At 62.4% G+C, this 18,149-nt stretch carries 16 protein-coding genes; 6 read left to right on the top strand and 10 right to left on the bottom strand.

What is annotated here, in order from left to right:
• Positions 1–6: 6 nt before the first annotated feature.
• A complete protein-coding gene (locus C8C92_RS05285; RefSeq protein ID WP_116743190.1) occupies positions 7–858 on the top strand; it encodes a sulfurtransferase in 852 nt (283 codons plus the stop codon).
• A gap of 51 nt (positions 859–909) precedes the next feature.
• Here C8C92_RS05285 and C8C92_RS05280 read toward each other — a convergent pair whose 3' ends face one another.
• From C8C92_RS05280 to polA, 4 genes are all read right to left on the bottom strand, one after another.
• Positions 910–2,643 (bottom strand): ABC-F family ATP-binding cassette domain-containing protein, encoded by a 1,734-nt coding sequence (locus C8C92_RS05280; protein WP_116743189.1) that lies wholly within the window; start codon positions 2,641–2,643, stop codon positions 910–912.
• Positions 2,644–2,906: 263 nt separating this feature from the next.
• Complete coding sequence (locus C8C92_RS05275; RefSeq protein WP_071079461.1) at positions 2,907–3,665, bottom strand: ZIP family metal transporter; 759 nt, start codon at positions 3,663–3,665, stop codon at positions 2,907–2,909.
• A gap of 245 nt (positions 3,666–3,910) precedes the next feature.
• Positions 3,911–4,795: a dienelactone hydrolase family protein gene (locus C8C92_RS05270; RefSeq protein WP_099760673.1), complete on the bottom strand. Its 885-nt coding sequence runs from the start codon at positions 4,793–4,795 to the stop codon at positions 3,911–3,913.
• Between the two features lie 136 nt (positions 4,796–4,931).
• The gene (polA, locus tag C8C92_RS05265) at positions 4,932–7,682 is read right to left on the bottom strand and encodes a DNA polymerase I (RefSeq protein ID WP_116743188.1); all 2,751 of its coding nucleotides are present in this window, start codon (positions 7,680–7,682) and stop codon (positions 4,932–4,934) included.
• Between the two features lie 292 nt (positions 7,683–7,974).
• On the opposite strand from polA, the gene C8C92_RS05260 reads away from it, so the two are divergent.
• The 3 genes from C8C92_RS05260 (at position 7,975) to C8C92_RS05250 (ending at position 10,204) form a co-directional block, all read left to right on the top strand.
• A complete protein-coding gene (locus tag C8C92_RS05260; protein WP_116743187.1) occupies positions 7,975–8,370 on the top strand; it encodes a hypothetical protein in 396 nt (131 codons plus the stop codon).
• 83 nt (positions 8,371–8,453) lie between these two features.
• Positions 8,454–9,410: a homoserine kinase gene (locus C8C92_RS05255; RefSeq protein WP_116743186.1), complete on the top strand. Its 957-nt coding sequence runs from the start codon at positions 8,454–8,456 to the stop codon at positions 9,408–9,410.
• 2 nt (positions 9,411–9,412) lie between these two features.
• Entirely contained in the window at positions 9,413–10,204 is a 792-nt protein-coding gene (locus tag C8C92_RS05250) for a BPSS1780 family membrane protein (protein ID WP_116743185.1), read from the top strand.
• A 198-nt stretch (positions 10,205–10,402) separates the two neighbouring features.
• On the opposite strand, the gene C8C92_RS05245 is transcribed toward C8C92_RS05250, so the two are convergent.
• Complete coding sequence (locus C8C92_RS05245) at positions 10,403–12,712, bottom strand: UvrD-helicase domain-containing protein (RefSeq protein WP_099760678.1); 2,310 nt, start codon at positions 12,710–12,712, stop codon at positions 10,403–10,405.
• Between the two features lie 108 nt (positions 12,713–12,820).
• On the opposite strand from C8C92_RS05245, the gene C8C92_RS05240 reads away from it, so the two are divergent.
• Both C8C92_RS05240 and C8C92_RS05235 read left to right on the top strand, forming a co-directional pair.
• Positions 12,821–13,096 (top strand): hypothetical protein, encoded by a 276-nt coding sequence (locus tag C8C92_RS05240; protein WP_099760679.1) that lies wholly within the window; start codon positions 12,821–12,823, stop codon positions 13,094–13,096.
• Positions 13,093–13,617 carry a GNAT family N-acetyltransferase gene (locus C8C92_RS05235; protein WP_116743184.1) on the top strand — a complete coding sequence of 175 codons (525 nt, stop codon included), beginning with the start codon at positions 13,093–13,095 and terminating at the stop codon, positions 13,615–13,617. Before C8C92_RS05240 ends, C8C92_RS05235 begins: the two co-directional genes overlap by 4 nt.
• Positions 13,618–13,630: 13 nt before the next feature.
• Here the strand turns inward: C8C92_RS05235 and C8C92_RS05230 are convergent, their stop codons facing one another.
• The 5 genes from C8C92_RS05230 to C8C92_RS05210 all read right to left on the bottom strand — a co-directional run bounded on the left by C8C92_RS05230 (position 13,631) and on the right by C8C92_RS05210 (position 18,149).
• The gene (locus C8C92_RS05230) at positions 13,631–14,485 is read right to left on the bottom strand and encodes a hypothetical protein (protein WP_133250697.1); all 855 of its coding nucleotides are present in this window, start codon (positions 14,483–14,485) and stop codon (positions 13,631–13,633) included.
• Positions 14,486–14,829: 344 nt separating this feature from the next.
• On the bottom strand, positions 14,830–15,936 hold the full coding sequence (locus C8C92_RS05225; RefSeq protein ID WP_034749160.1) for an S-(hydroxymethyl)glutathione dehydrogenase/class III alcohol dehydrogenase: 1,107 nt from the start codon (positions 15,934–15,936) through the stop codon (positions 14,830–14,832).
• A 112-nt stretch (positions 15,937–16,048) separates the two neighbouring features.
• Positions 16,049–16,681, bottom strand: coding sequence for a response regulator (locus C8C92_RS05220; RefSeq protein WP_099760683.1), 633 nt, complete (start codon positions 16,679–16,681; stop codon positions 16,049–16,051).
• Between the two features lie 78 nt (positions 16,682–16,759).
• On the bottom strand, positions 16,760–17,371 hold the full coding sequence (gene thiE, locus C8C92_RS05215; RefSeq protein WP_116743183.1) for a thiamine phosphate synthase: 612 nt from the start codon (positions 17,369–17,371) through the stop codon (positions 16,760–16,762).
• A gap of 10 nt (positions 17,372–17,381) precedes the next feature.
• Positions 17,382–18,149, bottom strand: a complete 768-nt coding sequence (locus tag C8C92_RS05210) for a hydroxymethylpyrimidine/phosphomethylpyrimidine kinase (RefSeq protein WP_116745851.1) — start codon at positions 18,147–18,149, stop codon at positions 17,382–17,384.

Genomic DNA, 18,149 nt, shown 5'->3' with positions numbered 1-18,149 from the left:
TTCCCGATGTACACCACCTTGATCCAGGCCAAAGAACTGGCCAGCCACCTGAATGACAGCGACTGGGTCATTCTCGATTGCCGCCACGACTTGCTCAACCCGACAGCCGGCAGCGATGCGTTTGCCGCCGGCCACATCCAGAATGCGCAGTTTGCCGACATCGACACGGCCCTGTCGGGCCCCAAGACGGCGCGCGGCCCCCAATTTACGGGACGGCATCCCTTGCCCGACCGCAACGCCCTGCTGGCCACCTTGCGCGGCTGGGGCATCAGCGACGACACGCAAGTCATCGCCTATGACGGCCAGGGCGGCATGTTCGCCGCCCGTTTGTGGTGGCTGCTGCGCTGGCTCGGCCATCCAGCCGTCGCCGTGCTCGACGGCGGCCTGGCCGCCTGGCAGGCGCAAGGCTTGCCGCTGGTCACGCCCGTGGCACCGCGCCCTGTTGGCAAGCTGACGGAAAAAGCCAGCCTGACGCGCACGGTCAGCGTGCAGGACGTGATTGCCAACCTGGAAACCCAGGCCTTGACGGTGATCGACGCGCGCGCCCCCGACCGTTATCGCGGTGAAAACGAAACCATCGACCCCGTGGGCGGCCATATCCCCGGCGCGAAAAACCGTTTCTTCAAGGATAACCTGCAGGCAGATGGCCGCTTCAAATCCGCCAAAGAACTGGAGCAGGAATTCGCGGGCCTGATCAGCACGGCTGAATCGACCATTCTGCAGTGCGGCTCCGGCGTGACGGCGTGCCACAACTTGCTGGCCCTGGAAGTGGCCGGTTTACGCGGCGCGGCCCTGTATCCCGGTTCGTGGAGCGAATGGTGCGCCGATCCGGCGCGGCCGGTGGCGACGGGCAATTAAGAAAAATGGCGGACCAGATGGTCCGCCATTTTTTTCACCCGTGGATAACTATTAACTTATCCCCAGCACCTGATTCAGCTGTTCCAATTCCGCCTGCCACGCCTGCTGGCTGGCCGGCTTCTGATGGCGCGGCTTGCGAGCAAGGTCCTCGGCCAGCAATTGCTCCAGTTCGCACAAACGCTCCAGCTGCACGTCGATGTCCGTCAGTACCGGAGATACATTCTCCACGCGCGGCACGGGTGTCAGCGCCGGCCCATCCTCGGCGCTCAGCCGTGCATAGGCGCTGGCCGCGTCCGGCCACTCTTCCAGCTGGCCATCGGCCACCACCCAAAAACGGTTGCAGGCCGTCTCGATCAGGTCGCGGTCGTGCGACACCAGCAGGCAACCTCCCTCGAAGCCATGCAGGGCTTGCCCCAGTTCCGCCTTGCCCTGCATGTCCAGGTGGTTGCTCGGTTCGTCCAGCAGCAGCAAATGGTAGCTGGCCAGCGACAGCCCCAGGAACAGCAGCCGCGCCCGCTCTCCGCCGCTCAGGGTGGCCACCGTCTGGCCATGGCGCGCATACGGAAAACCGGCCGAAATCAACGCCTGCTTGCGCGCCACCTGGCTGCGCGCCGCCTCATTTTGCACGGCAAACGGGTACAGGGCGTCGGATAAATCCGCATCGTCGGCCAGTTGCTTGAGCGACTGGTCGTAGTAACCGATATTGGCGGCGTGGTGGTAACGCAGGTCGCTGCGTTCTTCCTGTGCCTGGATCGCTTGCCAGCACAGGCGCAGCAAGGACGACTTGCCACTGCCGTTGGCGCCCAGCAAGGCGACCCGGTCGCCCGGTTTCAGCCACAGCTGGCCGGTGTGGAACAGCAGCGGGGAAGCGGGCACGGCGCGCACGTCGAGGGCGTCCAGCGCCAGCAGCTGGTCGGCCGCCAGCGCCTTGCCGCGCAGGATCAGGCGCCAGGGTGCGCCATCGCTGACGAACGACTGTTCATCCTGCAGCTTGTCGATGCGCCGCTGCATGCTCTTGGCCTTGCGCGCCATGCCGACGTTATCGTAGATCTTGCCCCACAGCGCCAGGCGGGTGCTGCTGACGGCCAGGCGGTCGATTTCCTTCTGTTCGGCTGCATGTCGGGCGGCAGCGGCAAGATCGGCTTCGGCCAGCGCCGCCAGCGCCGGGCCGCACGGCAAGTCGAAGTCGTACAGCCGGCTATCGCGCAAGATCCAGCTGCGCGTGGCCACGTTGTCGAGCAGGCGCTGGTCGTGCGAGACGAGGATGAAGGCGCCGCGCCAGGCCAGCAGGAATTGCTCCAGCCACAGCAGCGACGGCAAGTCCAGGTGATTACTCGGTTCATCGAGCAGCAGCACGTTCGGCTCCTGCAGCAGGGCACGCCCCAGCAGCAGGCGCGTGTGCTGGCCGCCGGACAAGGAATGCACGGGCACTTGCGCCGTCTCGACGTCAAAACCCAGTTCGGCCAGCAGGCTGTCGATCCGCCAATGCAATTCCGCCTGCTCCAGCACGGGCGCCAGCAAGGCGTCGTACAGGCTCAGGCTGGCAAGTTCTGCCGGCAAGTGCTGTTCCACGTGCTGCAAACGGCAGGCACGGGCGACATGGATGGTGCCGGACGTGGCTTCCCGCGTGCCGCTGAGCAAGCCCAGCAAGGTGCTTTTGCCGCAGCCATTGTGGCCGATCAGGCCGATGCGGTCGCCCTGGCGCAAGGTAAAGGCGAGTTCATTGAAGAGGAAACCGTCGTGGGTATCCAGCTGTAAAGCTTGGGTAGAGATAAGGGTAGTCATGGCTCTTGTCTTTGTTCGGGATGCAAGCATCCGCGTTAACAGGAGCGCTAACGACAACGGAGTACCAGGAAAGGACTCGTTTAGGAGGGTGGCTTTGCTCTGGCCAGGTTATCGCAGCGCGATAGAACGTGGGCAAGAGCTGGCAAATGCGCTTAAAGAGCGTGCGCGCCACAAGGCGAGCAACAAGTTTTCTTCCATTATATTTTCCTCCTTTCTGTGCAAGTTAGTCAGAAAGGCAATACTACACCCGGCAGCGCCGCGCATCAACCGCCGTGGCGCTTGTGCGTCAGGAACAGCACGATGCACACGCCCAATGCGATCAGCAGCACTTGCGGAATGGTTTCGCGCAAGGTGGCGCGGCGCTGCATCTGCGGCATCAGATCAGACAGGGCGATATAGATGAAGCCGGACGAGGCGAACACGAGCACGTAGGGAATCAGATTGCTGGCGCGGTCCAGGGTGAAATAGCCGAGCAAGCCGCCGGCCACCGCCATCAGGCTGCACAGCAGATTGAAGATGTAGGCGCGCAAACGCGAGAAGCCGGCATTGAGCAACACGATAAAATCACCGATTTCCTGCGGGATTTCATGCGCGATGATGGCCAGGCCCGTGACCAGGCCCAGCTTCGGGTCGGCCAGGAAGGCGGCGGCGATCAGGATGCCGTCCGTAAAATTGTGCATGCCGTCGCCGACCAGGATCATCCAGCCGGCCTTGCCCGCCTCGTGCTTGTCGTGGCCGTGCGCATGGTGGTGGCCATCGCCTTCGTGGTGGTGCGAATGGCGCAGGATGGCAAATTTCTCCAGCATGAAGAAGGCCAGCAAGCCCGCCAGCAGGGTGGCGAACAGGCTGCGCGGGTCCGCTTGCGATTCGAACGCTTCGGGCAAGGCATGCAGCAATGACGTCGACAACATGATGCCAACGGACAAGCTGACCATGCGCTCGACCACCTTGGACAGGAATGCAAACGAAAAGATCGCCGCCGCGGTAATGCTCAACACACCCGCGAGCGTGGTCGCGAGCAAAATGGATATAAGGACGGGATCGATGATTTTCTTACCTCAAAATGGCGCCGGGTCACTGGCGCCCGCGATGCTGGCGTCTGGCCTGATGAATGCGTTGTTATCTATTGTTTAATTTTTTGCGCGTCTGGCGGCAGCGTGGCGCGATGAAGATGCAATTGTACTGCATTGGCGCGCAGCGGGCATTTTACAGCCCGGTGCGCCTTTCGCGTTAACTTCTGGGAAATGCGGTGTTTTTCTGCTGCAGATCACGCCACACCGTGGCTCTTGAACCAGGCTAAACAACGCGCATAGCCGTCTTTCGCATCGGCCGCCACATAGCTGGGGCGGTAATCGGCGTTGAAGGCGTGGCCCGCATCGGGATACACGACGAATTCCGACTTGTTGCCGCCCTTGGCCAGCGCGTCCTTCATCTTGGCGATCGATTCCTGGCTGATGCCCGTATCCTTGCCGCCATACAAGCCCAGCACGGGGACTTTCAAGGTCGGGGCGATATCGATGGGGTTGCTTGGCTGCAAGGGAGTCGGCTCGCCCACCAGGCGGCCATACCAGGCCACGCCCGCCTTGACGGCCGGATTGTGCGCCGCGTACAACCACGTGATGCGCCCGCCCCAGCAAAAGCCCGTCATGCCCAGGCGGCTCGTGTCACCGCCATTCTGTTTCGCCCACGCAACAACAGCGTCGAGGTCCGCCATCACTTGTGCGTCCGGCGTCCTGGCGATGATGCCTTTCATGAGTTCCGGAATACTGCTGACCTTGGTCGGATCGCCCTGGCGCACGAACAGATCGGGCGCCAGCGCCAGATACCCCTGTTTGGCGAAGCGGCGCGCCATGTCGGCGATATGTTCATGCACGCCAAAGATTTCCGAAATGACCAACACGACGGGCAAACCCGTCTTGCCTTCCGGCTGGGCCGCATACACGGGCACGGCCTGGCCATCGACCATCACCGACATGCTGCCCGTGACGAGCCCGGCGGAATCCGTCTTGATGACGTTTTGCGCCGCCACGGGCAGCACGGCCACGGCAAAACCCGTGCCCAGCGCTACCTTCAGGAAACCACGCCGGCCGTCCGGCCCGGACAAGCTGCTCTGGCCCAGCAAACTCTCACAATCGGTGATCATGTCGCTCATGCGTTTCTCCTGGATGTAGTGTGTTTGAAAATGTCGGCTTACGCTGCGCTAGGCCGACCTACGGTCACTGCTCACCACTCTTGATCGGCACGTAGGTCGGCTTAGCGGGGCATGCCCCGCGTAAGCCGACACCGCATCAGTGCGCTTCGTCCCAATTTTTACCAATACCGACTTCCGCCGTCAACGGCACTTTCAACTCGGCCACGCCCGCCATCAATTCCGGCAGCTTGCGTTTGACCAGTTCCAGTTCCGCGTCCGGCACTTCCAGCACCAGTTCATCGTGCACCTGCATGATCATTTTTGTTTGCAAGCCGTCCGTTTCCAGCCAGCCTTGCACGGCGATCATGGCCAGCTTGATCAGGTCGGCGGCCGTGCCTTGCATCGGTGCGTTGATCGCCGCCCGTTCCGCGCCCTGGCGGCGCGGGCCGTTTGGCGAATTGATTTCCGGCAGCCACAAACGGCGGCCGAACACGGTTTCCACGTAGCCGCGCGCCTTGGCTTGCTGGCGCGTGTCTTCCATATACTGTTTCACGCCCGAGAAACGCGCGAAGTAGCGGTCGATATAGCTTTGCGCAGCCGTGCGGTCCACACCCAGGTTACCGGCCAGGCCAAATGCGCTCATGCCGTAGATCAAGCCGAAGTTGATGACCTTGGCGTAGCGGCGTTGTTCGCTTTGCACTTCCGCAGCCGGCACGCCAAAGATTTCAGCGGCCGTGGCGCGGTGAATGTCGATGCCGTCGGCAAATGCGCGCAGCATGGCTTCATCGCCCGAGATGTGCGCCATGATGCGCAATTCGATCTGCGAATAGTCGGCCGAGACGATATGGCTGCCCGGCGGCGCGATGAACGCTTCGCGAATGCGGCGCCCTTCCGCGCTGCGGATGGGAATATTCTGCAGATTCGGATCGTTCGACGCCAAGCGCCCCGTCACGGCCACGGCTTGCGCATAGTTCGTGTGCACCCGGCCCGTGGTGACGTTGATCATCTTCGGCAATTTATCCGTGTAGGTCGATTTCAGCTTGGCCATGCCACGGTATTCGAGCAGCACTTTCGGCAACGGATAATCCTCGGCCAGCTTTTGCAGCACTTCTTCATCCGTCGAAGGCGCGCCCGTCGGGGTTTTTTTAATTACCGGCAGCTTCAATTTCTCAAAGAAGATTTCGCCGATCTGCTTGGGCGAACCCAGGTTGAACGGCTGCTCGGCCAGCTCATACGCTTTCTTTTCCAGCTCCAGGATTTTGACGGCCAGTTCGGCCGACTGGATGTTGAGCAATTCGTCGTCGATCAGCACGCCGTTGCGCTCGATCTTTTGCAAGACCACGGCCGTCGGCATCTCGATCTTTTCATAGATGAAGGTGAGTTTTTCATCACCAGCCACATTGCCCCACATGGCATTGTGCAAGCGCAAGGTGACGTCGGCATCCTCGGCCGCATACCTGGCCGCCTGCTCTACCTCGACTTGATTGAACGTGATCTGCTTGACGCCCTTGCCGCACACATCCTCGAACGGGATCGTCGTGTAGTTCAGGTGGCGCAGGGCCAGGCTGTCCATGTCGTGCTTCTTGTGCGATTCGAACACATACGATTCGAGCAGGGTATCGTGGGCGATGCCGCGCAACGTCACGCCATGGTTGGCGAAGATATGGCTGTCATATTTCAGGTTCTGGCCCAGCTTGGGCTTGTTCGCATCTTCCAGCCATGGGCGCAGCTTCGCCAGCACGTGTTCGCGGGTCAACTGATCCGGCGCGCCCGCGTAATCGTGCGCCAGCGGGATGTAGCAGGCGGCGTGTTCGGCCACGGAGAGGGAAATGCCGACCATCTGCGCCGTCATCGGTTCCAGCGAGGTGGTTTCCGTGTCGACGGCCGTCAAAGGCGCCGCATCGATCAGGGCGATCCATTTGTCCAGCTGCTCGTCCGTCAGCACGGTTTCATACACGGCTTCCACCTTAGGTGCGGCATCGGCGAACATGTCGCCCGTGGTGTTCGTCGTGGCTACCGGTGCGCCGACTGGGGACATCGGTGGCGGCGCCGCACCCAGTTCGCGCAGCAGGGCCTTGAAGCCGTAGCGGTTGAAGAAGGCCAGCAAGGCTTCCTTGTCTTCGTGTTTCGCCACCAGCGAGTCGGCGATCGTCGTCATGTGACCGGACAGATCGCAATCGGTCTTGACGGTGATCAAGGCGCGCGCCTGCGGCAGCCATGGCAGGGCCGTGCGCAGGTGCTCACCCACGGCGCCGCCCACCTTGGCCGCGTTTTCCATCACGCCTTCCAGGCTGTCATACAAGGTCAGCCATTTGACGGCCGTTTTCGGGCCGCATTTCGACACGCCAGGCACGTTGTCGACGGTATCGCCGATCAGCGACAGATAGTCGATGATGCGGTTTGGCGGCACGCCGAACTTGGCCAGCACGGCCGCTTCGTCGAGCTTTTCATTGCTCATGGTATTGATCAGGGTCACCTGGCTGTTGACCAGCTGCGCCAGATCCTTGTCGCCCGTGGAGACCACCACGTTCATGCCGGCGCTAGCGGCCTGTACGGCCAGGGTGCCGATCACATCGTCCGCTTCCACGCCGTCGACCATCAAGATGGGCCAGCCCATGGCGCGCACGGCTTCGTGGATCGGTTCGATCTGCAAACGCAGGTCGTCCGGCATCGAGGCGCGCGTAGCCTTGTACTCGGGATACATGTCGTCGCGGAAGGTTTTACCCTTGGCATCGAACACGCAGGCGATGTAGGCGGCCGGGTAATCGGCGCGCAGGCGGCGCAACATGTTGACCATGCCGTGCATGGCGCCCGTGGGATAGCCGTCCGGGCTGCGCAGGTCGGGCAGCGCATGGAAGGCGCGATAAAGGTAACTGGAACCGTCGACTAACAGCAGGGTGTTTTGCATAATGCCAATAAAATAAGGTGAGCCGCGCCAGTCGGGAAGAAACAGCGGCGGGCGGGTGGAATATCGCCCAATTATCGCAGAGTTTAGGGCCGCGCCACCGGTCGCCACGCATGCCGTTCCTGGCGTTTTTGCCCCTCAGGCGGCCCCGTGCAAGCGTGCGGGCTGCCACTGCCGGCCATTTCCGCGCATTTAAACAGCATTGCCTACCAGTTTGTTACAATGCCTTATAGATAAATTGACGGCAATACACCACTGCACGCGCTGCAGTCCCACACATGGAAGCGAACCCATCATGATGCGTACATCGACACTCTGGACATTCCTCGCCCTGCCCCTGCTGGCATGTTCGGCCATAGCCAGCGCCCAGACGCCGGCCAAACCGAGCGAAGCGCCGCCACAGCTCGAACGTATCGAGGAAATGGGCGAAGCGCCCATCACCGTGGCGCCAGCGGCGGCCAAGCAGCAGATCACCGAAAAACGCGAAGCGGGTGTCACCAGCGAAGTGAAAGTCACCAGCGGCGGCAGCACCTATTACATGAAGCCGGCCGCCGGCGCCGACCAGGCCAATGGCAACGCCCTGCGCGGCCCGCAATGGAAAGTGCTGGAATTCGACCTGGGCAAGAAGAAACAGAAACAACGCGACGAAGAGGCAGCAGACGCGCCAGCACCACCCGCAGCAGCGAAGTAAGCAGCCACTCTCTTCTGCCCTGCCCCGGCCACCTGCGGGGCAGCCGGCTTTTTTTGACCTTTTAGACCATTCCCCTCTTTCCCATGGCAGTTTTTACCGCGCTACACCTGGACGATATCGGCCAGTGGCTCACGCAGTTTCCACTCGGCAAACCTCTGGCGCTCAAGGGCATCGCGTCCGGCATCGAAAACAGCAATTTCTTCCTGAGCACGGAGCGCGGCGAGTATGTGCTGACGATCTTTGAAAACCTCAGCTTCGAGCAATTGCCGTTTTATCTGCAACTGATGCGCCATTTGGCGGACCGGGGCGTGCTGGTGCCCGCGCCGATCGCCAACGCGAATGGCGAGCTGGTGACGGCCCTGCAAGGCAAGCCGGCCGCCATCGTCAGCAAACTCGACGGCAGCTCGCAGATGGCGCCGCAAGCCGTGCATTGCGCCGCTGTCGGCGCCATGCTGGCGAAGATGCACCTGGCGGCGCAGGACTTCCCCCTGCAGCAGCCGAATTTGCGGGGACTGCAGTGGTGGAACGCCACCACACCGCTGGTCTTGCACCACCTCGACGATGCCAAGGCGCATTTGCTGCGCGCGGAAATCCATTTCCAGGACGCCTTTGCGGCCTGCGATACGTATAAAGCCATCCCGCGCGGCCCCGTGCATGCCGACTTGTTCCGCAACAACGTCATGTTTGACGGCGAGCAACTGACGGGCTTTTTCGACTTTTATTTTGCCGGCTGCGACACCTGGCTGTTCGACGTGGCCGTCACCGTCAACGACTGGTGCGTGGACCTGGCCACGGGCGTGCTCGACAAGGTGCGCGTGCGCGCCCTGCTCGACGCCTACCAGGCCGTGCGCCCGTTCACGCAGGAAGAACAGACGGCATGGCAAGCAATGCTGCGCGCTGCCGCGCTACGCTTCTGGCTGTCACGCCTGTACGATTATTACCAGCCGCGCGAAGCGGAAATGCTGACCCCGCACGATCCCACGCATTTCGAACGCATTCTGCGCGAACGTATCGCCACACCTGCCCCGGAACTGTTTTAAACATGGAAAAATTACCTGCAAGTACAGGTTGGCAATGGGTGAAACAGGGATTCTCCCTGTTTCGCAAGCAACCTGGCGGCATGTCGATGCTGTTTCTCGGCTATATGTTCTGCATGCTGGCCGTCAGCATCGTGCCCCTGCTCGGCCAAATGCTGCCCGTCATCCTGGTCCCCGTGTTTTCCATCGCCTTCGTGCAAGGCTGCCTGAATATCGACCAGGGCAAGCGCGTCTTGCCCAGCCTGTTGATCTCGGGCTTCCGCAAGCCGGCGCTTGCTTCCCTGCTGGGCCTGGGCGTGCTGTACATCCTGATGGCCATCGTCGCCATCGGCGCCTCGAGCCTGGTGGACGACGGCTTGCTGTGGCAACTGGTCACGGGGCAATTGACGGAAGAAGCGGCGCGCGCCGCCATCCCCGAATCGCGCCTGGGTCTGGGCATCCTGCTGGCCATCGTGCTGTACGTGCCCGCCGCCATGGCCTTCTGCTTTGCCGCGCCGCTGATCTACTGGCAACGCATCAGCCTGGGCAAGGCGCTGTTCTTCAGCTTTTTCGCCGTCTGGCGCTCGCTGTCGGCCTTCATCGTCTTCGCTTCCACCTGGTTCGCCATCAGCGTCGTCACCAGCCAGTTACTGGCCGTCATCTTTGGCCGCACGCCGCTGATGATGCAGCTGATGATGCCCCTGTCGATGATCTTGACCATCATCATGCATTGCTCGTTTTACGCCGCCTACCGCCAGATCTTCGGCGTGCCCGTCGATGAGAACAAGACGGTGTCGCTGGACAAGACCGGCGAGTGATCGCCGGCCAGACGTAAAAAATGGCAGCCTGCGCAGGCTGCCCCTTTTTATATATCGAATGCCTTGCACGCCAACAATGTTGTCGGATTACGCTGCACTAATCCGACCTACGCGCCAGACCAGATCACCGTTCCAGGCGTAGGTCGGATTAGCCGAAGGCGTAATCCGACGCCATCGTCAGCCATCCCGCGTTCTACATCACCGTCCCAGCCGTTCCAGCTTGGCAATCCCCAGGTCCAGCACCTTCATGCCATGCTGGCCAAAATTGATCTGCGCGCGGGCATTGCCGCCGCCGCCTTCGATATTGACGATCACGCCTTCGCCGAACTTGGCATGCGCCACCGATTCGCCGATGCGCCAGCCGCCGCCCGTGGCTTTTTGCGCGATCTTTTGTGCAATCGCATTGTCCGAACCCAGGCTGGCCACCTTGGGCGCCTCGTCCCAGGCCGACTTGCGGTTGCCGAACCAGTTCGCCTGCACCTTCGGCGACAGCCATTTCAGCGCTTCTTCCGGCAACTCGTCAAAGAAACGCGACTTCATGTTGTAGCGCGTCTGGCCGTGCAGCATGCGCGTCTGCGCAAAGCTCATGTACAGCCGCTTGCGCGCGCGCGTGATGGCCACGTACATCAGCCGGCGTTCCTCTTCCACGCCATTGTCTTCCTTCGAGCTGCTTTCGTGCGGGAACAGGCCCTCTTCCAGGCCCGTAATGAACACGTTGTCGAATTCCAGGCCCTTGGCCGAGTGCACCGTCATCATCTGCAGCGCATCCTGGCCCGCCTGCGCCTGGTTGTCGCCGGCTTCCAGCGACGCATGCGATAAAAACGCGGAGAGCGGCGACATGACGGCCGGCAACGGCGCGTCGGCATCTAAAATCTCGATGCCATCCTGGTTGACGACGGGCGCGCCCGACTGCGCCTGGGCGCTTGGGCCCAGATGAGCCGGTGCCGCCTGGCCGAAACCTTCCTCGGAAACGAACTGGCTGGCCGCGCTGACCATCTGCTCCAGATTCTCGATGCGGTCGGCGCCTTCTTTTTCATTCTGATAATGCTGCAGCAAGGTACTCGCTTCCAGCACCACTCTGACCATTTCCGGCAGCGACAGTTGCTGCGTTTCGAAACGCACGCCTTCGATCAGCTTGACGAAACCGGCCAGCACGCTGCCCGCCTTGCCCGCCACGTAAGGCACCGAGGCGTACAGCGAGATGCCATACTGCTCGGACGCCGCCTGCAATTGCTCGATCGAGCGCATGCCGATACCGCGCGTGGGGAAATTGACCACGCGCAAGAAAGCGGAGTCATTGTGCGGATTGTCCATCAATTGCAAATAGGCAATCGCGTGCTTGACCTCGGCGCGCTGGAAGTAGCGCTGGCCGCCGTACACGTGGTACGGAATGCTGGCTGAAAACAGCGCATGTTCGATCACGCGCGATTGCGCATTCGAGCGGTACAGAATCGCGATTTCGCTGCGCGAGGCGCCATCGGCGATCAGGCTTTTCGCCTCTTCGATGATCCACTGCGCTTCCTGCAAGTCGGAACTGGCCTCATACACGCGCACCTGCTCGCCATGGCCCGCGTCCGTGCGCAAATTCTTGCCCAGGCGCTTGCTATTGTTCGCGATCAACACATTGGCGCTGTCGAGGATGTGACCATGCGAGCGGTAGTTCTGCTCCAGCTTGATCAAGTTCTTCACCTGGAACTCGTGCTCGAAGGCGCTCATGTTGCCCACGTTCGCGCCGCGAAACGCGTAGATGCTCTGGTCATCGTCGCCGACGGCAAACAGGGCGCCGCCATCGCGGCTGCCGTGGCCGGCCAGCAATTTCAACCAGTTGTATTGCAGATTATTCGTATCCTGGAACTCGTCCACCAAAATGTGGCGGAAGCGCGCCTGGTAGTGTTCGCGCAGCGGCTGGTTGCGGCTGAGCAATTCGTACGTGCGCAGCAGCAATTCCGCAAAATCGACGACGCCTTCGCGCTGGCACTGGTCGTCATACAGCTGGTACAGCTCGACCATCTTGCGCTCGTGCGCGTCGTACGCTTCCACGTCCGTGGCGCGCAAACCCTGGTCCTTGGCATTGTTGATGAAATACATCACCGTCTTCGGCGGGAATTTTTCATCATCGATATTGTTCGCCTTCAACAAGCGCTTGATCACCGACAATTGATCCTGCGAATCGAGGATCTGGAACGTTTGCGGCAAGGCGGCGTCGCGGTAGTGCGTGCGCAGCAAGCGGTTGCACAGGCCGTGGAAGGTACCGATCCACATGCCGCGCGTGTTGATTGGCAGCATGGCCGACAGGCGCGTGAGCATTTCCTTGGCGGCCTTGTTGGTAAAGGTCACGGCCAGGATGCCGGGCGGCGATACCTGCTGTGTCTGGATCAGCCAGGCGATGCGGGTGGTCAGCACGCGGGTCTTGCCCGAACCGGCGCCAGCCAGGATCAGCGCATGCTGGGCCGGCAAGGTGACGGCAGCCAATTGTTCGGGATTGAGGTTGTGAAGAAGATTTTGCATGCCGTGATTATACCGGCATGGCTAAAAATACTGTGCATTTGTCCAGCGGTCGCGGCATTTTACCCACGCGCGCTACAATCGGCATCCCGACACCGCAGCCCGTATCCCATGACACCACCCACTCACCTCGACGGCGCCCGCGTACTGGCTTGGGCCTGGTCCGACGTGCCGTTCGGCCATGTCACCGATGAGCATGGCGCCGCCCCCGTCGCCATCCACGGCCTGGCCGTGTGCCGCTACGGGGACGAGGCGCAAGTCTACCGTTTCAGCTGCGACGCGCAGTGGGAAACCGTGCAGGATGACGTGTATGCCAGCGAGGACGGCGCCAGGGAGCAGCTGCCGGCGCAATACCGCGCCATGGCCTCCGTGTGGAACACACCATGAGTTACGCCATCCACGCAGCCACCAGCGCCGACCTGCCGTTGCTGGCCCAGGTCGAGCGCAGCGCCGCAATCCTGTTTGCCCAGGCCGGCCCCGAACTGGCCTGGCTGGCGCATGGCGACCCCTTGCCACTGGAGACCTTGCAGGCGCTGCAGCAGGATGGCGGCGTGTGGGTGGCCGCCGATGAGCAGGATGCGCCAGCGGGTTTCCTGGCCGCCCAGCCGCTCGACGGCCAGTTGTTCATCGTGGAATTGTCCGTTGCACTGCCGCAGCAACGGCAGGGACTGGGCGCGCGCCTGCTCGACGCGGCGGCGGCCCATGCCCGGGCGCTGGGCTGCGCCTGGCTGACACTGAGCACGTATCGCCACCTGCCGTGGAACGCGCCCTACTATGCGCGCCACGGCTTCAGCGAAATCGAGGCCGTGGCGCTGGGCGCTAGGCATGCGCTCAAGCTGGCGCGCGAAGCGCAGGACGGGCACGATCCGGCGCTGCGCTGCCTGATGCGCAAGCCGCTGGCCCGCTGATTCGGCACAGCACTCAGCGCACCAGTTTTGCCTTGCCTTCGCTGAGTGCCTGAGCGATCACCTGGCGCGTGGTCTTGTCGGCGAGCTTGACAACTTTTTCCTGCTGGCGGCCCAGGTCGCCCATTTGCTTGCCCAGCGCTTCCATCGGCTTGCTGCGTTGCTCCATCTGGCGCGACATCTGCTCCACTTTCTCGGCCTCGCGCTCGTGCACGTCGGCGATGCGGTCGTTGATCTCTTCCATCTCTTCCTGCGCATCTTCCATCTGCTGCTGCAGGCGCTCCACGTCGCGCTCGGCCGCGCGGCGCGCCGTGTCGCTCGTTGCCAGCGCCTGGCGGCGCGAAGCGTCGCCAAGCTTGCGGCCCAGTTCCTGCTGCTGGCGGCCCAGCGCGCGCAGCTGTTCCGACTCGCGCGCGCTGCCTTTTTCCAGGCTGCGGGCACCCATCTTGCGGCCCATTTCGCCCATGGCCTTGCCATGCGCGCCCATTTGATCGCCGAGCGCGCTCATCTCCTTGCCCAGCTGTCTCGAAGGCTGCCATGCCGTGCGCACCTTGCCCAGCAAGGCCGCATCCTGCAGCACATAGGCCTGGCCCTGGTCGCGGAACCACAGGAAGGGTCCCTTGATCGAGCGCTTGAGCTTTTCCACCTGCTGCGAATGAATATCGCTATCGACAACGATGACGCCCTCACCATCCCTGGCGCCATCAACGAGTGCATAACTTTCACCCTTGTCGAGCGAACGGCTGACCTGCACGCTGGGCGCGGCTGGCGGGGCCGGTGGCGCGGGCGGCTGCGGCGGCTGCACGGCCAGCGCGCTGCCGCCAAGCAGGATACCGGCCAGGCTGAGGATCAAACGGTGGGAAGTGGACATGGCTGCCTCGTCGCAAAAGTAGTGGAGCGTTGACTTTAACGACGGAGAGCTCACGGCTCCAGCGCGCTGCGACAGGCTGCAAAAAGGTGCACCTGGACGGCAGGCTTGCGCGATGAGTGGCAAAGCACTGTTAAAAAAAAAGGAGGCCAGGGGCCTCCGTAAAGCCGCTGTGGTACAGCGACGAGAATCACGATAAGCGCTGGCGGCCGGCACCGCCAGCGCCGTGCGATGAATTGCCGGGATGAAGGGTTAGGCGACAGCCAGGCCCGATGGATGGCAAACGCGGCGGCAAAAAAACGGAGGCCGCAGCCTCCGCAAAAACGCCGTGGTACGGCGTATTTCAATTAATACAGCACGACGGAGCGGATCGATTCGCCGCTCTTCATCAAGTCGAAACCCTGGTTGATATCGTCGAGCTTCAAACGGTGCGTGATCAAATCATCGATATTGAGCTTGCCTTCCATATACCAGTCGACGATCTTCGGCACGTCCGTACGGCCGCGCGCGCCGCCGAAGGCGGAACCCTTCCATACACGCCCTGTCACCAGCTGGAATGGACGCGTGGAAATTTCCTGGCCGGCCGCCGCCACGCCGATGATGATGGACTGGCCCCAGCCCTTGTGGCAGCATTCGAGCGACTGGCGCATGGTGGTGGTGTTGCCGATGCATTCGAAACTGTAATCGGCGCCGCCGTCAGTCAGTTGCACGATGGTGTCGACCACGTTCTCCACTTCATTGGCATTGACGAAATGCGTCATGCCGAACTTGCGCGCGATGGCCTGACGCGCCGGGTTGATGTCGACGCCGATGATCTTGTCCGCGCCGACCATCTTGGCCGCCTGGATCACGTTCAGGCCGATGCCGCCCAGGCCGAAGACGACCACATTCGCGCCCGCCTCGACCTTGGCCGTGAACAATACGGCGCCCACGCCCGTCGTCACGCCGCAGCCGATGTAGCACACCTTGTCGAACGGCGCGTCTTCGCGGATCTTGGCCAGGGCAATTTCCGGCACGACGATATAGTTGGAAAAGGTGGACGTGCCCATGTAATGGAAGATGGGCTTGCCGTCGATGGAAAAGCGCGAGGTCGCGTCCGGCATCAGGCCGCGGCCCTGCGTCGAGCGGATCGACTGGCACAGGTTCGTCTTTTGCGACAGGCAGAATTTGCACTGGCGGCATTCCGGCGTGTACAGGGGAATGACGTGGTCATCCTTTTTCAGGCTTTTCACGCCAGGGCCTACATCGACGACGATGCCGGCGCCTTCATGGCCGAGGATGGACGGGAAGATGCCTTCCGGGTCGGCGCCCGACAAGGTGTAGTAATCGGTGTGGCAAATGCCCGTGGCCTTGATCTCGACCAATACCTCGCCCTCGCGCGGGCCGGCCAGATCGACTTCCTCGATGGTCAAAGGCGCGCCCGCCTTCCATGCAATCGCTGCTTTGGTTTTCATGTGTGTCCTGTGGTGTGTGCTGTGTATGGTTGAACCGGGCGCGCCAGCGCGCCGTAGCGTCACATCATAACAAGGCAGGCGCCGACGTGCCACGCCGGCGCCGGCGCAACACCTACTTGCTTTTCGCGCGGTTCAAAAAAGCGCCGTGCAAGCCGTTCAGGGTTTCCTCGGCCAGCAGCAGCTGGCTGGCGATTTCATTGATCTTGCGGCGGCTGGAGCGGGCGTGGTCGCGCAGCACTTCGAAGGCCGTGTTGCGGTCCGTCTGGAACTTGCCCATTAGCAAACCGACGGCCAGGCTGGTTTCGCGCCCGGCGGCCAACGCCGCATTCAGGTTCAGTTCGGTGCGCCGCAGCTGGCGGATTTCATCGGCACGCGCCAGGCCCGCTTCGAAGGCGGGCATCAAGCGGCCTTCATCGACGGGTTTCACCACGTAGCCGACGGCGCCGTAGGCGGCCGCCTGCTTGCCCGATTCGCTGTCGCCGCTGCCGGACAGGAACATGAACGGCACGCCCGTTTCGCCATGCAAGCGCTTGGCCAGTTCCAGGCCGGACATGCCCGGCATGTGGATGTCGAGCAAGGCCAGGTCCGGCTCGCGCTGGGCGACCATTTGCAGCGCCACTTCGGCCGAATGGGCCAGGGCCGTCTCGTAGCCGGCATGGCGCAGGATTTCGCCGAGGAATTCCAACAGGAGCTGGTCATCGTCAACGATCAGGATAAGGCGTTTCGCGGCGGCTGGCTGACTCATGGGTGGGGGACCTCGGTAATGAATGATGTTCTTATTATATGCCGATTATTCCCCCAAACCAGCCCTTCACGTCCATGCTCACACCGCAAACAAGTGATTGAATTGCTGCACCGCAATATTCACATCGTCCGCCTGATAGACGCTGCTGATGGCCGCCACCATGTCGGCGCCGCGTGCCGCCAGAGGCGCCGCGTTCTCCGGCGTCATGCCGCCGATCACCACGCACGGCAAGCTGATCTCACGCTTGGCTTGCAACACGATATCGAGGGGCGTCGTCACCGGGTACTTTTTCACCAGCGACGGATAAAAGCCGCCGAAGGCCACATAGCTGGCGCCGCCCGCCTCGGCCGTCCGTGCCAGGGCCATGTCGCCATAGCACGAGGCACCGACGATCTTCTCCTTGCCCAGGCGCGCGCGCACCTGCGCCACGGACGCGTCCGTGCCACCCACGTGCACGCCGTCCGCGTCGAGTTCTTCGCACAGTTCGATAAAGTCATTGATGATGAACGGCACGCCATACTTGCGGGCCAGCGCCATCAAGGCGCCGGCCTGTTCGCGCCGTTGCTCCGCCTCGGCGCTCTTGTGGCGATATTGCAGCAGCGCCACGCCTTCCTGCAAGGCTTGCTCACTGACGTCGAGCAGGCGGTCGGTGTCATCCCAGTTCGGGGTGACCAGATACAGTCCACGCATGATGATTTCCTTATTGAATGAATCGTTGCGGCATGAGTTGACCTGGCGCAATCGCATACGCATCGGCCAGGGCCGCATGGCAATAGCGTTGCGCCAGATCCAGCGCTTCGGGCAGTGCCTGGCCCAGCGCCAGGCGCGCCGCGATGGCCGAGGCCAGAGTGCAGCCGCTGCCGTGGAATTCGCCGGGTAAACGGGGCCAGCGCCACTCACGCTCGCCGCCCTCGGCATCAAACCAACGGTTGAGCACTGCCTCACCGTCGCCATGCCCGCCCGTCACCAGCACGTGCTGGCAGCCTTGCGCGCGCAGGTTTTCTGCGCCACCGAGGGCCAGCGCTTCCGGCCCGTTCGGCACGATCACGGTCGTCAGCGGCAGCAAGGGCGCCAGCGCCAGCACGGCGTCGTCCCGGCTGAGCACGTCGCCATGACCGCTGGCCAGCACGGGATCGAGCACCACGGGCAAATCGGGCCGCGCCTGCCGCAATTGCGCGATCAGTTGCGCGATGACGGCCGCATTCGCGGCACTGCCAGGGATGCCGATCTTCACGGCGTGAATCGCCACCTTGTCGATCAGCGCCTGCGCCTGGCGGCGCAGCAATTCCGGCGCCACAGGCTCGACAGCAAACACGCGGTCATTGTCCTGTACCGTCAATGCCGTGATGACGGGCAAGGCATGCGCGCCCTGCGCCGCAATGGCCAGAATATCGGCGGCCAGGCCGGCGCCGCCCGAAGGGTCGAGGCCGGCAAACACCAGCACAACCGGACGACACGGCAGACGCAT

The organism is Janthinobacterium sp. 78, assembly GCF_003096775.1.
Taxonomy (GTDB): domain Bacteria; phylum Pseudomonadota; class Gammaproteobacteria; order Burkholderiales; family Burkholderiaceae_D; genus Janthinobacterium; species Janthinobacterium tructae.
This window is presented reverse-complemented; position numbering and strand designations above follow the sequence as displayed.

Bases quoted from the DNA above. Each gene is read 5' to 3' on its own strand.
- C8C92_RS05250 (WP_116743185.1), top strand. From the start codon at position 9,413: ATGGAAAAATTACCTGCAAGTACAGGTTGGCAATGGGTGAAACAGGGA.
- C8C92_RS05260 (WP_116743187.1), top strand. From the start codon at position 7,975: ATGATGCGTACATCGACACTCTGGACATTCCTCGCCCTGCCCCTGCTG.
- C8C92_RS05220 (WP_099760683.1), bottom strand. From the start codon at position 16,681: ATGAGTCAGCCAGCCGCCGCGAAACGCCTTATCCTGATCGTTGACGAT.
- polA (WP_116743188.1), bottom strand. From the start codon at position 7,682: ATGCAAAACACCCTGCTGTTAGTCGACGGTTCCAGTTACCTTTATCGC.
- C8C92_RS05285 (WP_116743190.1), top strand. From the start codon at position 7: ATGTACACCACCTTGATCCAGGCCAAAGAACTGGCCAGCCACCTGAAT.
- C8C92_RS05270 (WP_099760673.1), bottom strand. From the start codon at position 4,795: ATGAGCGACATGATCACCGATTGTGAGAGTTTGCTGGGCCAGAGCAGC.
- C8C92_RS05280 (WP_116743189.1), bottom strand. From the start codon at position 2,643: ATGACTACCCTTATCTCTACCCAAGCTTTACAGCTGGATACCCACGAC.
- C8C92_RS05240 (WP_099760679.1), top strand. From the start codon at position 12,821: ATGACACCACCCACTCACCTCGACGGCGCCCGCGTACTGGCTTGGGCC.
- C8C92_RS05230 (WP_133250697.1), bottom strand. From the start codon at position 14,485: ATGTCCACTTCCCACCGTTTGATCCTCAGCCTGGCCGGTATCCTGCTT.
- thiE (WP_116743183.1), bottom strand. From the start codon at position 17,371: ATGCGTGGACTGTATCTGGTCACCCCGAACTGGGATGACACCGACCGC.
- C8C92_RS05235 (WP_116743184.1), top strand. From the start codon at position 13,093: ATGAGTTACGCCATCCACGCAGCCACCAGCGCCGACCTGCCGTTGCTG.
- C8C92_RS05255 (WP_116743186.1), top strand. From the start codon at position 8,454: ATGGCAGTTTTTACCGCGCTACACCTGGACGATATCGGCCAGTGGCTC.
- C8C92_RS05245 (WP_099760678.1), bottom strand. From the start codon at position 12,712: ATGCAAAATCTTCTTCACAACCTCAATCCCGAACAATTGGCTGCCGTC.
- C8C92_RS05210 (WP_116745851.1), bottom strand. From the start codon at position 18,149: ATGCGTCTGCCGTGTCGTCCGGTTGTGCTGGTGTTTGCCGGCCTCGAC.
- C8C92_RS05225 (WP_034749160.1), bottom strand. From the start codon at position 15,936: ATGAAAACCAAAGCAGCGATTGCATGGAAGGCGGGCGCGCCTTTGACC.